This is a genomic window from Streptomyces aureocirculatus (assembly GCF_000720475.1).
GTDB classification, from domain to species: Bacteria; Actinomycetota; Actinomycetes; order Streptomycetales; family Streptomycetaceae; genus Streptomyces; species Streptomyces aureocirculatus.
In genome coordinates, this window is the sequence record NZ_JOAP01000089.1 from 1 (window position 1) to 12,492 (window position 12,492).

Genomic DNA, 12,492 nt, shown 5'->3' on the forward strand with positions numbered 1-12,492 from the left:
GCTGGGAAATCCGCGACGACATCCACGAAGCCTTCCTCACCCTCGCATGCGCACTCATCTGCTGGCGGCGCCTGAAGTCATTGCGATAGGAGTTCTAAGTGGTCGGCGGCAAGCCATGCCTGACAGTCCGCCCAGCCGGCAGCCGCCCCGGGCCGGGCTGGGGTGGCTCCTCAGCGGCGGTGCAGCAGGGTGCGCCACGAGCGGCGGGGCGGTGTCTTGGCCGCGAGTGCATCGGCCCACAGTTGCTCTGCCTCGTCCATCTGCCGTTCCGCGTAGTAGTCGGGCTCGCAGCTCTCGCCCCGGCAGACGGGGCAGCCGTGGGGGTGGTCGGCGATGTTCGCCGGGATTCGGCAGCCGAGTTGTTCGCAGGTGGGGAGTGTGGGGTCTTCGCCCATGCCGTCGCAGTAGGGGCAGGGCGTGAATCGGTAGTCGATGGGGGCTCCGACCAGGTCGCGGTGCAGGGTGGCGAGTCCGGGGACTCCCAGCTCACGCAGGAGTGCGTCGGCGCTGAGGATCTGCCGGGCAAGGGGCGTCTGGTGGTGGTTAGTGAGCATCCGGACGGCGGTGCACCAGGCGAGTCTGGAGCGGTCGATCTCCGGTGTGAAGTCGATCCAGCCGTACTCGTCGGTGGTGAAGGGGCTGGCCGGGACGGTGAGCGGCATGTCCAGATTGGCGAGTTCGGTGGTGACCTCGGTGACGCGGTCGGCGAAGCGGTCCATGAAGGTGGTCATCTACGTGTCCTCCCATGCATCGGGTGCGGGGGCAGCGGATGGCGAGGGCGGCGCGGTGCTCCTGGCGGTGAGCGGCGGCCGCCGGGCCGGCGAACAGCTTGAGGGAGTGCGGCTTTCCGACGGTGCCGTGCACACTGCACACGATCTGGAACTGGGTGCAGCCGGACTCGGGGTCGCGGGGCCGGCCCGAGGTCTTCACCTCGTGCTCGCAATGCGTGGCGTCGGCGTCGGATCGGCCTGACGCCAGCACGGTGGCGTGATGCCCTGTCGGGTTCCTCCTCCAGTTCAGATGGGACAGGCGCACAGGTGGCGTCGTGCGATCGACGCTGGGTCGCCCTCCACCCGGCACACCGGGCGGAGGGTTGTGGATCAAGGAAGGCGCAGGAACAGCGGCGCAATGTCGAAGGCGTCGGTGTAGCGAATGTCCCGGTGCGGCTCCTGGGGCTTGCCAGTCCTCACGTCGACTGCGCACATCTGGGCAGCTATCGACGCAGGGAGGGGCAGCGGGTGCCCGTCTACGAGCTTCCACGCCTGAACGGCCTTGCTGCCGTCAGGCTCCGTGGTGCGAGCCACGACCCCCGCCGTGTGATACGCCGCCCGCGAAGCAAAGATCACCTGGCCGACGAGGGTAGGGGCCGTGTCGTCGTAAAACCGGGAACCGTCGCCCTCAACCGTTGCGGAGAGTCGCTCGTCAGTAGCGTCGATGAAGGCTGTGACGGTGAAGGGGTTGCTGCCGCCGAGGTCGGCCACACCCTGGGTGAGGGCGCCGAGGACGGCCCTGGCCAGGTTGCCGAAGATGTCCACGTACTGCTTGTTCGGCACCCCTTCCAGGTTCGCCTTCAGGGAAATGAACTTGCGGCAGCGCGCGGTTATGTGGCTTTGCTGGTCTGCAGTCAGCGGCTGAAACGGTTCGTTGATCGTCATGTCTGCGACTCGTCTCTGTGAGGGGGCTGGGCGGCTCGGGGGCGGGGTGACACCCGGAAGGCGCGGTCAGGTTGGTTTCGACGTCGCAGCGCACGCGCACCCGTTTGGCGAAGAAGCCGGCCTGGACGGTGAAGTAGCCCCGGTGCAGCTCGTAGAGCTCAGTGCAGACGGGCCCGGAGGCCCAGACCTGGATCGCTTCCGGGAAGAGGGCTCTGCCCTCCGAGGCGTGGTGCCAGGCTTGGCAGTAGTAGACGAGCTTCTGGAGCTTCGTCGCGGTCATCGCCGGCCAGTCGGGCGCAGCCGCGGCGTGCCTCTGCAGGATGTACTCGGCGACGTCGATGACGGATGTCTGAGACTGAGCGATGGTTCAACCCTCATTTTGTTTCGATCACCACCAGTGCCTGAACAGGTAGTTGCCGCGCGGCAGTTCGCCGCGGCGGATCAGATCGGCGAGGATCAGGTTCAGCGACGGTGAGAAGGCGCGATCGGCGAAGAATCGGCTCTTGAACACGGCGTTCTCGAGGTCTTGCGTTTCGGGCGGGTTCGCCTCGACGGTGGCTGGTGTGTTCTCGTCAGCGACGCGGATACTCAGCCAGTAGTCCAGCTCGGTCATGCCAGTCTTGTAGACGACCTCACCGATACCGGAGTCCCAGCCCAAGTACACCCTCTCGTCATCGAACTGGTCGAGTGCCTCCTCGTAGTCTTCGTTGGAGGTAAGTTCGTACAGCTTCACGCTGTCATTGGGGATGTGCTCGTCGTCCCGCTGACAGCCGCGCAGTGAGCTGTACGGCTTGCCGTAGACGCGCTCGGCGATGGCCTCGATCGCAATGTATCCGTTCTCGGCAGTCACAAGATCAGCGTGCGGTTCCAGCGTGTAGACGCTGCGGGGCGTGTATTTGGGTGCATCGGGCATGATGGGGCCTCCTCTGTGGGGCTCGGTGATGGTTGCGGGGAACGAGCCAGTGCGGCTCAGTGCTCGCCTCGCAGGAGGTCCGCCAAGGCCTGAGCATGGGCGTTCTTCGCCTGTTCGACGGCGGCCTGCTCCCGGAGGGAGTGGATCTTCTCCCCCGCCTGGATGCGCTCGTCGACGGCGTCCATGGCGAGAATGACAGCAGCGAGTTCGAGCCGGGCGTCCGCCACGCGGCGCTTCAGCTCGGGGTGCCGCTCGGACATCACGCCCAGCCGGTGGACGGCGTCGATCTTCTGCTCTTCGCTGATGGTCATGGTGCTACGCCTCCTCGAGGCTCTCCCAGATCGCCTTGCACTCCGGGCAGACCGGGTACCTTTCCGGGTTCTTCGACGGGGTCCACTTTTTGCCGCAGAGGGCGAAGACGGGCTCGCCCGTCATGGAGGTTCCTTGCTGACGTAGTGGCTCAGGCGGTTGTGGTCACCAGCGCCGTCGTCCTTCACACGCTCCTCGTTCTCAACGATCGAGTCGAAGAGGGCGTTGTCCGTGTTGGTGCCGGGGCGGTCGAGGGGCGTGCTCATGCCGCGGGCTCGGCGAAGTCGATCCTCCGGCCGCGGGCCAGCTCGGCGGCCGGGACGACGATGCGGTAGCCACCGACCGGGTAGCTCGGGTGGTCGGAGTACACCACGGCGCACATCCAGGAGCCGGAGTGGCGCTTGCGCGGCAGCGGCTCCTCCTCGACGCCCTCGGGCAGGAGATCCTTGCGGAACTCGATCGGCACCACGACGACGCGGTGCGACTGATCGGTGCGCGGCTGCTGCCAGGGCAGCTCAACGACCAGGTCCTTGGGCCAGCCTTCGATGGTCACGGGCAGGGGGGACAGGTAGTGGTTGATCGAACCCTCGGGGGCCTGGGCCAGCCGGGCCTGCTCCTGCTCTGCGGTCTCGATGAAGCCGATGCGGCTGAGGAAACTCATGATGTCGGTGCTCCTTGGTCAGTGCTTGTGCTGGGGGGCCGTCGGCATAGGTTCGAAGAAGGCGAGCTCGTCGAGCTCGCAGCGCACGCCGTAGATGCGTGCGGCCTCCAGGGCGGCGAGGTCCTGGTGCACGAGGTCTTCCGGCTTCGTCAGCCAGTGGACGAACACTCCGGTGTCGTCGATGCCGTTCAGGGAATACCGGACGACGATGCCGATGCTGCCGGGGACCGCGCCGAACTCGTACTCGAGGTATCCGCTGGCCTCGGCGAGAAGGACATAGCTGCCGACGGGGTGACGGATGCTCTGCTCGGTCCTGCTGCCGTAATCCTTGACCTTCGGCTTCCGTCCGATCAGGTCCGGCAGGAGGAAGGCGAATCCCATCGTCGCGAGGGCGGCGGCGAAGACGATGAGGATGATGGGCAAGCCGGGCATGGTCTGGAGCGTGTTCATCGGAGTGGCTTCCTTCGAGATCGCAGTAGAAAGAGGAGAAGAAGAGGAGGCGGAGGAAGGCCAGGGCGAAGAAGCCGCTGCTCAGCGCGCCTCGCTGTAGCCGCACTCGGAGCACGTGTGCGTAACCTTCTTGACCTTCTTGACCTTCTTGCTAGCGCGGACGCCGTAGGCGTTCGACTCCATGTCGTCGGCGCAGTTCGGGCAGTCCATGGCTTGGCTCCTGACGTGACGATGGTGTTCCTCGAAGCCAGATCCGGATCAGCTCCGCTGATCCCCTGTGCTCACTGCCTTCACGGGACGAGCGAGGCGAGCCACGAGGGACAAAAAACACAGCACCCCGGCGCCACTGCTGCCCGAAGGCAGAGGGCGCACCGGGGTGCTGGGGAAGCCGGATCCGCGGAGATCTCTAGGGACGTGCGGCAGGGATCATCTGCAGCGCTCAGGAATCGAACCTGTTCCGCGGTCGGTCTGCACGGTGTGCCCACTGGCGCACGCCGAGGATCAGTCGGCGCGCTGCGGATTCGAACCGCTCCGTGCAGAAGTCGTGATGGTCCGCCGTCGACTGTCCGGACCAGCTGTGCTGATGGCTCAGAAACAGTGGAGGTTTGGCCGCCAGTGGGGTCAGATCCGGTTGAGGGCGTCGAAGAGCAGGCCACGCCAACGGGCGCCCCCGGAGGGGGCTGGTTTACGAGCGGTGGGCGGCAGTGTTGGGGCACGCGGCGTGGTCAAGCGTTCCCTTGCCCCGGCAGACGGGACAGCGGGTGTTGAGCATGTCCAGCAGCAGCGCGTTGAGGGCCTGGACGGTCGCGGCGTGGGTGCGCTGGTCGCGGTCGTGCCCGATCGCGGCGACCTCCAGCATCCTGCGGGCGAAGAGGTCGATGGCCTCGCGGACGCCACCGACGCTGCCCAGGTCCAGGGCGGCGATCTCGGAGTTTACGGGCCGCTGGTGGGAGCGGCGAGCGGGAACGGTCGGGGTGGTGCTGCTCAACGTGTTCTCCTATCCAAGCGAGTTGGGTGGGTGCTGCCCGGGGGGAGGGCGGCGCCCCGGCGGACCTGGGGCAGCCCCCGATGAGGCCAGGCTGTCAATCAGCCTGTTCGTCTCGGCTCTGGACTGCTGCTCCGATGATTACGAAGGTCACGGGCACGGCCGCGGGCAGCCAGATCCACTCGTCGGCGCTGCGCGCCCAATCCGTAAGCGTCAGGGCGGCTATGCCGAAGACGATGAAGCTGAGGTAGCCGGCGTTCAGCAGGTGCCGGCCTTGCCCCTGCGGGAGCCGGGCGTGGGGACGGGGAACGTGTGGGCCGTCGGGTGGGATCACGGTGACTACTCCTGTTCGTGGGTGTCGCGTCCGACAACGTCGGCCGTCAGGACCACCTGGTTGTGGTCTTGACGGCCAACGCCACGCAGACCCTCGAACTAGCCAGCAGCATTGGTGCCGAGAAGGCGGGCCGGGGGCACCGATCGAGGACTTGGAGTGAGAAGCTGGGCCGTTGTCGACATCGACCAGGCCCGCGGGGTGGGTTACTTGTCTCGCTTGCCGGTGAGGTTGATCCGGACGCGGGACTGCGGCTTGGTCTCGGCGGTCTTGTCCAGCGGCTTGGGGGTCTTGCCGATGAGGTTGATACGGACTCGGGACTTGGGCATGTGTGCTCCTTCGTGTGGTGAGGGCGACGGGGTCCGTTCTGTGAACTCGACCAGGCCTGCCGGGAGGGGTGAAGTTTTATAGATCGTCAAGCGGTCTGAAAGGGCAGCTGCTCGTCCTGCACGGCGCTGGCGTGCGCGACGGCCGGAGCGGCAGCCGCGACCGGGGCGGGAGCCTGGGCCTGCAGGTTCTGGTTCTGGGCCTCGGCCTTGGTCACGCGCTCGGTCAGGCGGGCCTGGGTGATCGCGCGGGACTCCAGGAAGGAGATGTTCTGGATCTCGAGCTTGACCTCGAAGACCTCGGCACCGTTCTTGGTGTAGTGGTTCAGGCGGGGCTCATAGCTGAGGCCCACCAGGTCACCCTTGTGCACGTGGGCGAACGGCCCGGTGCCCTGCGTCTCGGCACGGACGAAGGCCTCGAAGGGCAGTGCGTCGGAGATGCGGTTGCCCTGACGGTCGGTGTAGCCGCGGTCGACGAAGGCGGTGAGCATGACCTTCTTGGAGCCGTCCTTGTTCTCGAAGACCTTCGGGTCGTTCGCCAGGCGGCCGATGACGGATGCGGTGCTGTTCGGGTTCGACATGGTGGATTCTCCTTGAACACAGCGCAGCGCCCGGATCGACATCGTCGTCCGCGCGCAGTTGGGTGGGTGGTTGAGATGTTCAGTTGTCTGTCATGCCACCATCCGGATCAGCTTCGCTGATCAGATGATGTCCTCTTCCAGTGCTTCTTCCGAATCAGCTGTGCTGATCGAATGCTTTGTCATTCCGAGTCCCGAATCGGCTTCGCCGATCAGACTCGTGTTCTTCGCTGATTTACCGGCCACTCCCGACCAGACCCCCGGCGTGATGTCCCCCAGCTCGGCCTTCACTTGGTCTGCTCTAGCGGTGTCGCCACTCTTGCAACTGAGGCAAGCCGGTACGTATCGGAGATCCGCGATCTTGACCCCGCGGAGCGTTGCGGTGATGAACCAGAACACCAGAGCCATTGCGAAGACGAGGCATGGCGGACGGCACGACACCGAGCCGGCGGATCAGGGCGAAAGACACGGGAGGCTGTGGCGGAACGGCCGGGTCCTCCCCGGCCGTGAGGGGTTACACCTGCTTGGCGCGGTGCTTGCGGTTGGCCTCCTGCACGCGGACGCTCAGGCGTGCGACGGTGCGGCGGACGTCGTCGACGACCTCGGCAAGGATCCTTGCCAGGGCCTCCCTCATGCTGTCGGCGTCACGCTCGTTCGCGAGGGCGCCGACCGTGGCCACGTCGACGCCGCAAAGCGTCACGGTGCCTTCCATCACGACATAGTCGGGGTCGTACCCGTGCTCGCAGTAGTCCTGGACGTCCTCGGGCGTAGCACGGCGCACCTGGACCTCGACGGTGAAGCCCTCGTGTAGGAAACGGGCCCGGCCCTCGAGATCGAGCCGGAAGCCCGGATCGGCCGGCGCGCCAAGCTGACACAGGTCCATACAGAGTCCTCCGGTTGCGGTGGTGGTCGTGTCCTGCCGGCATGGGGCCGGGCGCGGCAAGGCCGTACATGGAGCAGCCGATGGGCCGCAGGTGGTCAGTGGCCCAGGAGCGGGCCGAAGTGGTGCTGATGAACGTCGATGGCTTCGTGGAGGTCGGCCTGGGTGAAGCCGCACGTCTCGGCCGAGAGCGTGCCGCTGGAGAAATCGATGGAGATCTCCAGCAGGACGCCCAGCAGCTCATTGAGCTCGCTCGGAGGCAGGGTCAGGGTGTGGCGCGGGCTGCCGGGGAAGAGCTGGGCGGTGACGAGGTGGGCCAGGGGGTGCCAGGCAGGATCCGGCCGGCCAAGGAGGTCGGCGCACATGTGACGGGTGATCGCGGTGGGTAGGGTGACGATCGGCGCGGCGAGCATCACGTTCGGCCTGTTGCGGTAGCGGGCCACAGTGCACTCCTTCGGTGGTGGTCCAGCCGGACCAGGACGTCGGACGGTGATGAGGGCCCCTACGAGGAACGGCCCGAGGAACTCAGGGGTGGGAGTCCTTACAGCGTCACCTGCACTTCGTAGGCCGTCGAGCGGTAAGGCCCGACGGTGAGCGCGTGCACGGGCGTCACCAGACCTGCTTGCGCCAGGCGAGCCGTCAGGCCAGAGTGCTCGGACCAGTCCTTGATGAAGACGTTCCCGGCCTCGGGCATGAGACCGTAACCCTGCAGGCTGATCGAGATGGGCTCAGGACCCTCGTCGAGTTCAAGTTCCAGCACACGGTTCTCGTCGTCGTGCACGAGCGCTCCGGTCAGCTTGATGCAGCCGAAGTCGACGGTGACGTCGTGCTTCACGATGGTTGTGGACTCAGCCATGGTGGTCTCTCTCTTCTCGTGATGTGGATTGTGGACGCCGATGGGCGCGATCATCTGATGCCTCCTCCGCTTTTGCATGCCCCGTGGGCCTGAAGCATGAGCGATAAGGCGAGGACAGGCTTGTTCATGGCGGTCTCGTTTCGCCGGGACGGTCCGGGCGGGTGGGGCTACCAGGGCCGGCCGCAGCCGCCGCAGTTGCTGGCGTCGTCGGAGTTACGGGTCTTGCCACAGCGGGTGCAGTCCCAGACGGTGCGGGCGAGGCGCTTGATCCAGGCGTTCATGGGATTCTCCGTGTCGTTGTGGTGTGGTCGACGGGTTCGGCTGGTCGTGCTCGTCGGTCTCGCTGTAGGAGGGGAGGCCCTAGTCGTCGTTCTCGTCGCCGGTGCCGTAGGTGCGGCGGGTGCAGTCGGGGGCCGTGCAGTGCCAGACCGCCTCGTCCTCGACCTCGATCCGCTCCGTCACGGTCGAGCAGTCCGGGCACGGCGGCGGAGTGACGGACGTCACGGGCGGCTCCCGTCGTCGGCGGGCAGCTCGGCGAGCAGGGCGGCGCCGCCGGGTCCACCCGCGAGGCCGGTGCCGCGGCAGTGCCCGCAGTAGCCGGTGCCGTCGGAGTGGGCGGCGCGGAGGGTGTCCAGCTCGCCCCGTACCAGGGCGGTCACCCAGTCGAGCTGGCCGGGCTCGATCGGGACCGGGTGCTGCTCGCCGGTCACCGGGTCGGTGACTGTGACGATCACGGGCGCTGTGCCCTCCGGGTCGGTCGGGTATCCGTTGGCCAGCTCGGCGAGCGCCTGGGCGAAGTCGGCGGCGGCCGTGGTGGTCTCGGTGCTCATGCGTCGGCTCCCGTTCGCTGGGCGATCTCTTCGTCGAGCAGGTACGCCTCGCCCCACGGGTTCGGCTCCTCGACGGGGTGGCCATGCCTGATGTCGCGCAGCCGTTCGCGGCGGCGGTCCTGGACGTAGCCGCGGCAGAGCAGGGCGTCATGCTGGGAGGTGGGCCAGTTCGAGGCGGTCGCGCACCACCCACAGTGCGGCGTGCGGGTCAGGCGGCGCCTCATGGCGAGGGCGAGCAGAGTGGAGGCGCAGCCGAGCAGCGCGCCGATCGCGAGCATCACGTGGTGTCTCCGTCCGTCGTGGTGGTGTTGGCGGCGAGGAAGAAGCGGCGGCAGCGGCCTCTTCGCTCGTGTCGTGCGGGAGGTCCTCGGTGCCTCCTGGACCTTGCGGTTCGCGGCGATGGCGGTTCACCACCGGGATGGGTTCACAGCCTCGGTGCTGACCGGGTGGGGCCAGCGCTTGCGTGCGCCCTGGCGGGTCATGCTCCGGACGGCGCCAGGGTCGGGGTTCGCGCCGTGCATTCCGGCGTTGGCCGCGAAGTTGTCGGCGAGGCGCTCGGTCTCGACCTGACCTGCCGCAGGGCCCACGAAGCGATCGCACCCGTGGGCGAAGGGGATGCCTATGCCTCTGCAGATCTACTTCCGGATCGACTGCGTCGATCCAGATCAGTCACCAGCCAGCGCCTGCTCGCGATAGAGCTCGCTGATCCGGGCAACGGCTTCAGATGGAGGCCCATAGACCGGCGGCAGCTCGCTGACTGCGATGTCGAGGTCTCGGGCGTCCGGCAACGGTTCAGGTCGGACCATCGCTGCTCCGGCGGCGGTGTCCAGGTAGAGCTCGACCGCGCGCTCGATACGCCTGTTGCGGGTCAGCACTCTGCTGATGCCGTTGACCTCGTCGAGGTCCAGGTCGAGGGTCACCGCCCGGTTGAGTGCCCGGCGCATGCGGTGCTCGATGGTGCAGTGCGCGTTCAGATCGATAGTGGTGTCCTTGTATCCGAGCAACACCGCGTTGAAGACGCTCTCGATGCTGTCCGGGAGCTGCCAGCCGGGGAGATGCCCTAAGGTGCCGTCCGTCTCGCGGTCGTCAGCATCGAGCAGACGGTTCCAGTCGTCGCGACGGCGCTTCCACTCGTCCTTCCGGATGTCCTTCGGTCGGTCAGCCTGGTTCTGGTAGTGGTAGTCGACGAAGAAGGGCCGGCCGTCGGCTTCGAGAGCCATGAGCGCTTCGGTGTACGCGCGGTTCCCAGCGAAGGGGTACGCCAGCCGGCGCATGCCGTAGTCGTCGTCGATCTGGCCGAAGACGATACTGAAGTGCAGCGGATCGTGGAACGTCATGCGGTCATCAACTCCGGCCTGCTCGTCGAGCCAGAGCTTCCGGGCCCGGTAAACGAGGTAGTTGTGCAGGGGGCCGCCCATGCCGCGTTCGCGTATCTCGGCGTCGTCGACGACGCGGGCGACGTTCCTGGCGATGATGGGTACAGCCAGCTCGCGGAAGACCTCGCGCATGCGCTTGGAGATCACGCAGGTGAGTTCGAAGAGGCCGGGCGCGTGTACGGTCAGTCGCAGCCCGTCATACAGCTTGGTGCTCATCGGGTTTTCCGTTCTCGGAATGCTCCTAGAGCTGTCAAGCAGCTGGAGCGAGGCGTTTTGAGTGATGTGCGTGGCCGGTGTGCTGGTCAGGGCGCGGTGGACCTCGCGGGCGACGATTCGCTTGAGGCAGCGCATGATGTCCTTCTTGGACAGCCCTCCCTTTGTGCGGTGTTGGCGTAGGCGCGGGTGCGTTCGTCGAAGCGCATCCGGACCAGCACGATCACGTGCAGCGCGTTGTTCGCGGCCCGGTCGCCGTCGCGGTTGAGGCGGTGACGATGGGTGCGGCCGGACGAGGCCGGGATCCGAGCGACACCGGCGAGGTGCGCGAACGCCCCCTTGGACCCCACGTGTTCGGGGTCGTCCCCGGCCGAGTCAAGCAGGCTGGCCGACTGTCTCGGGGCCGACGCTGAACAGCTCCAGCAGCGTGGGGGCCGCCTGCTTGACCGGCAGACCGATCTGGGCGTCGACCACGCCGTCCCGGCTCTTCGGTGTGTCGGTGTGCCGGCCGGACAGCACGGCCGTCGCGGCGGCGTAGGCGTCGATCGCGTCGGACTTGCCCTTCAGCCGCCGCGTCTTAAGGTCCGGACGGTTACGTCCACGACGGTGACACCGGTGGCAGCCAGCACCCGGGCAAGCTCGGCATTGTAGGCGTCGGAGTCCCCCGACCACACCGGGCCGGGGGCGACGGAAGCAGGCAGCGTCAGCTCTCTTCGCTGATCTGGATCAGGTGGGTGCGGATCGCGCCCATCGGGTCCGGTGCTGCACCCGCAGGCGCACAGGCTCGCCGGGCACGGGCGGGATCGGTTCGACGGTGAGGATGTCGCCGTACTGTGTACCGGCCTTCTTGTCCAGCGCGGTATGGATCAGTGTGCGCAGCTCGATCGGGCTCATCGGCCGGCTCCGTTCATGGCGGCGCGGTGCGTGGCGAGCACCTTGGTGTGGCGGCTCAGGTCGGCGACGATGTTCTCGACGATTTCGCAGACCTGGTCGGTGCCGCGGAATGCGCCCCAGTGCTTCCAGCTCTTGCGCTCGGTCGGCTGGAAGCGGTCGATGGTGTCGAAGGAGAAGACGTCCTTCGGAGCACCGGCGGTTTTCGCCTCAGCGCAGCGGTCGATGATGTAGTAGGCGTGCGAGCCCAGCAGGATGTGGCAGGCGACGATGTGGTGGTAGCCGTGGTTGACGGCCGGGTCCGCGAGGTGCTGTCTGCCGTCGCGCCACTGCATCGAGCCGCCGTAGCGGCTGCGGAAAACGGGAATGTTCATGTTTAGCTCTCCTTAAGGTAGTTGTGGGCGGCGGAGTAGCGGGTGAGCCACGCTTCGACCTTGCGCTGCACAGCGGCGTGCCCTCGCTGGTAGAACTCGTTGTAGCCGCGGATCTCGCCGGCCAAGGTGCGGGAGTCCCAGTGGTTACCGGCGGCGACGGAGGTGAGGTCCCACTCGATCGCGGCGAGCTGAGCGAAGGTGGAGCGCACCGGGTCGATGGCGTGGAGTGCTGCATAGTCCTTGCCGTCGGCGACCTCCAGCTTGGCGAGGACGTTGCGGGGGTTGCCATCCCCGTTCGCGGTCCACTACTGGGAGTTGTCGTCGGTGTAGCAGTGGGCGGTCCACTTCGACTCGCTCATGTTGGTGTCGACCACGTAGCCGAGGTCGCTGGTGGTCTGGTCGGTCTTGATCATCCCGACGCTGTACTTGTAGCGGTTGGGCAGCCCGGGGCCGCGCCTGCGCCAGTTCATGCCGTCGATGACGGGCTCCTGATGTCGCTCCGGGGTTCCATCCGGGAACGAGGACGGGGTGGCCGGGCGGCCACCGCGTACGCCCCCTCGGGGGCGCCTCGGAAGCGACCGGGATGTTCAGGTGGCGTCCTTGTTGGCAGGCACGCGTGCGTCGTTAAGACGTTGTCCTATGTGGTGAGGCAGAGTAACCGCTTGTAACAGCAGAGGGCGGCTGCGAGGCCGAGGAAGGCCAGGTAATTGGCGGGTTGGCGTTCGTAGCGGGGGCTGAGGCGGCGATAGCCAGTCAGCCAGGACAAGGTTCGCTCGATGACCCACCTGCGACGTCCCAATCGTTCGCTGGATTCGATGCCCTTGCGTGCGATATGGACGCCGATGTGTTTGCCCCAGAGCCATC

General features: G+C 66.8%; 29 protein-coding genes and 1 pseudogene. 1 reads left to right on the plus strand and 29 read right to left on the minus strand.

Annotation, left to right across the window (positions count from 1 at the left end):
- Positions 1–170: 170 nt before the first annotated feature.
- Complete coding sequence (locus IG78_RS0139650; RefSeq protein ID WP_051853512.1) at positions 171–731, minus strand: hypothetical protein; 561 nt, start codon at positions 729–731, stop codon at positions 171–173.
- On the opposite strand from IG78_RS0139650, the gene IG78_RS49875 reads away from it, so the two are divergent.
- A complete protein-coding gene (locus IG78_RS49875; protein WP_157856037.1) occupies positions 718–972 on the plus strand; it encodes a hypothetical protein in 255 nt (84 codons plus the stop codon). The genes IG78_RS0139650 and IG78_RS49875 overlap by 14 nt on opposite strands.
- Positions 973–1,100: 128 nt before the next feature.
- Here IG78_RS49875 and IG78_RS50410 read toward each other — a convergent pair whose 3' ends face one another.
- The 28 genes and pseudogenes from IG78_RS50410 to IG78_RS47160 all read right to left on the minus strand — a co-directional run.
- Positions 1,101–1,655 carry a hypothetical protein gene (locus IG78_RS50410; RefSeq protein ID WP_030574155.1) on the minus strand — a complete coding sequence of 185 codons (555 nt, stop codon included), beginning with the start codon at positions 1,653–1,655 and terminating at the stop codon, positions 1,101–1,103.
- A gap of 145 nt (positions 1,656–1,800) precedes the next feature.
- Positions 1,801–1,935, minus strand: a pseudogene (locus IG78_RS52950) (Panacea domain-containing protein); the annotation flags it as partial.
- Positions 1,936–2,043: 108 nt separating this feature from the next.
- Complete coding sequence (locus IG78_RS0139660; protein ID WP_030574158.1) at positions 2,044–2,568, minus strand: hypothetical protein; 525 nt, start codon at positions 2,566–2,568, stop codon at positions 2,044–2,046.
- Positions 2,569–2,624: 56 nt separating this feature from the next.
- Positions 2,625–2,879: a hypothetical protein gene (locus tag IG78_RS0139665; RefSeq protein ID WP_030574161.1), complete on the minus strand. Its 255-nt coding sequence runs from the start codon at positions 2,877–2,879 to the stop codon at positions 2,625–2,627.
- 4 nt (positions 2,880–2,883) lie between these two features.
- Positions 2,884–3,003, minus strand: coding sequence for a DUF3039 domain-containing protein (locus IG78_RS52955; RefSeq protein ID WP_107055116.1), 120 nt, complete (start codon positions 3,001–3,003; stop codon positions 2,884–2,886).
- Complete coding sequence (locus IG78_RS52960) at positions 3,000–3,143, minus strand: hypothetical protein (RefSeq protein WP_157856038.1); 144 nt, start codon at positions 3,141–3,143, stop codon at positions 3,000–3,002. The genes IG78_RS52955 and IG78_RS52960 overlap by 4 nt, the downstream gene beginning before the upstream one ends.
- The gene (locus tag IG78_RS0139675) at positions 3,140–3,538 is read right to left on the minus strand and encodes a hypothetical protein (protein WP_030574164.1); all 399 of its coding nucleotides are present in this window, start codon (positions 3,536–3,538) and stop codon (positions 3,140–3,142) included. Before IG78_RS0139675 ends, IG78_RS52960 begins: the two co-directional genes overlap by 4 nt.
- An 18-nt stretch (positions 3,539–3,556) precedes the next feature.
- On the minus strand, positions 3,557–3,988 hold the full coding sequence (locus tag IG78_RS0139680; RefSeq protein WP_030574166.1) for a hypothetical protein: 432 nt from the start codon (positions 3,986–3,988) through the stop codon (positions 3,557–3,559).
- A gap of 81 nt (positions 3,989–4,069) precedes the next feature.
- The gene (locus IG78_RS52345) at positions 4,070–4,198 is read right to left on the minus strand and encodes a hypothetical protein (protein ID WP_263972743.1); all 129 of its coding nucleotides are present in this window, start codon (positions 4,196–4,198) and stop codon (positions 4,070–4,072) included.
- A 475-nt stretch (positions 4,199–4,673) separates the two neighbouring features.
- Positions 4,674–4,976: a hypothetical protein gene (locus tag IG78_RS0139690; RefSeq protein ID WP_030574169.1), complete on the minus strand. Its 303-nt coding sequence runs from the start codon at positions 4,974–4,976 to the stop codon at positions 4,674–4,676.
- A 94-nt stretch (positions 4,977–5,070) separates the two neighbouring features.
- Entirely contained in the window at positions 5,071–5,307 is a 237-nt protein-coding gene (locus tag IG78_RS0139695) for a hypothetical protein (protein WP_030574172.1), read from the minus strand.
- 203 nt (positions 5,308–5,510) lie between these two features.
- On the minus strand, positions 5,511–5,633 hold the full coding sequence (locus IG78_RS52350; protein ID WP_263972744.1) for a hypothetical protein: 123 nt from the start codon (positions 5,631–5,633) through the stop codon (positions 5,511–5,513).
- Positions 5,634–5,719: 86 nt separating this feature from the next.
- Positions 5,720–6,211, minus strand: coding sequence for a single-stranded DNA-binding protein (locus tag IG78_RS0139705; protein WP_030574175.1), 492 nt, complete (start codon positions 6,209–6,211; stop codon positions 5,720–5,722).
- A gap of 120 nt (positions 6,212–6,331) precedes the next feature.
- Positions 6,332–6,499, minus strand: a complete 168-nt coding sequence (locus IG78_RS49885) for a hypothetical protein (RefSeq protein ID WP_157856039.1) — start codon at positions 6,497–6,499, stop codon at positions 6,332–6,334.
- Positions 6,500–6,722: 223 nt separating this feature from the next.
- Positions 6,723–7,091, minus strand: coding sequence for a hypothetical protein (locus tag IG78_RS0139710; protein ID WP_030574178.1), 369 nt, complete (start codon positions 7,089–7,091; stop codon positions 6,723–6,725).
- A 95-nt stretch (positions 7,092–7,186) separates the two neighbouring features.
- Entirely contained in the window at positions 7,187–7,531 is a 345-nt protein-coding gene (locus tag IG78_RS0139715; protein WP_030574181.1) for a hypothetical protein, read from the minus strand.
- A 98-nt stretch (positions 7,532–7,629) separates the two neighbouring features.
- On the minus strand, positions 7,630–7,998 hold the full coding sequence (locus IG78_RS0139720) for a hypothetical protein (protein WP_051853514.1): 369 nt from the start codon (positions 7,996–7,998) through the stop codon (positions 7,630–7,632).
- A 306-nt stretch (positions 7,999–8,304) separates the two neighbouring features.
- Positions 8,305–8,448, minus strand: coding sequence for a hypothetical protein (locus tag IG78_RS49890; RefSeq protein ID WP_157856040.1), 144 nt, complete (start codon positions 8,446–8,448; stop codon positions 8,305–8,307).
- Entirely contained in the window at positions 8,445–8,774 is a 330-nt protein-coding gene (locus tag IG78_RS0139735; RefSeq protein ID WP_051853515.1) for a hypothetical protein, read from the minus strand. The genes IG78_RS49890 and IG78_RS0139735 overlap by 4 nt, the downstream gene beginning before the upstream one ends.
- Positions 8,771–9,052, minus strand: a complete 282-nt coding sequence (locus tag IG78_RS0139740; protein WP_030574192.1) for a hypothetical protein — start codon at positions 9,050–9,052, stop codon at positions 8,771–8,773. Before IG78_RS0139740 ends, IG78_RS0139735 begins: the two co-directional genes overlap by 4 nt.
- A gap of 387 nt (positions 9,053–9,439) precedes the next feature.
- Positions 9,440–10,501, minus strand: a complete 1,062-nt coding sequence (locus IG78_RS0139750; RefSeq protein ID WP_169749749.1) for a hypothetical protein — start codon at positions 10,499–10,501, stop codon at positions 9,440–9,442.
- Positions 10,453–10,713, minus strand: coding sequence for a transposase (locus IG78_RS47155; RefSeq protein ID WP_157856041.1), 261 nt, complete (start codon positions 10,711–10,713; stop codon positions 10,453–10,455). Before IG78_RS47155 ends, IG78_RS0139750 begins: the two co-directional genes overlap by 49 nt.
- A 25-nt stretch (positions 10,714–10,738) precedes the next feature.
- Positions 10,739–10,882 carry a hypothetical protein gene (locus IG78_RS49895; protein ID WP_157856042.1) on the minus strand — a complete coding sequence of 48 codons (144 nt, stop codon included), beginning with the start codon at positions 10,880–10,882 and terminating at the stop codon, positions 10,739–10,741.
- 207 nt (positions 10,883–11,089) lie between these two features.
- Positions 11,090–11,257 carry a hypothetical protein gene (locus IG78_RS49900; RefSeq protein WP_157856043.1) on the minus strand — a complete coding sequence of 56 codons (168 nt, stop codon included), beginning with the start codon at positions 11,255–11,257 and terminating at the stop codon, positions 11,090–11,092.
- Positions 11,254–11,628: a hypothetical protein gene (locus IG78_RS0139765; RefSeq protein ID WP_030574202.1), complete on the minus strand. Its 375-nt coding sequence runs from the start codon at positions 11,626–11,628 to the stop codon at positions 11,254–11,256. The genes IG78_RS49900 and IG78_RS0139765 overlap by 4 nt, the downstream gene beginning before the upstream one ends.
- Positions 11,629–11,630: 2 nt before the next feature.
- A complete protein-coding gene (locus tag IG78_RS0139770; protein WP_030574204.1) occupies positions 11,631–11,837 on the minus strand; it encodes a hypothetical protein in 207 nt (68 codons plus the stop codon).
- A 96-nt stretch (positions 11,838–11,933) separates the two neighbouring features.
- Positions 11,934–12,098 carry a hypothetical protein gene (locus tag IG78_RS49905; RefSeq protein WP_157856044.1) on the minus strand — a complete coding sequence of 55 codons (165 nt, stop codon included), beginning with the start codon at positions 12,096–12,098 and terminating at the stop codon, positions 11,934–11,936.
- Between the two features lie 167 nt (positions 12,099–12,265).
- The coding region (locus IG78_RS47160) for a transposase (RefSeq protein ID WP_157856045.1) at positions 12,266–12,492 on the minus strand (227 nt) is incomplete at its 5' end.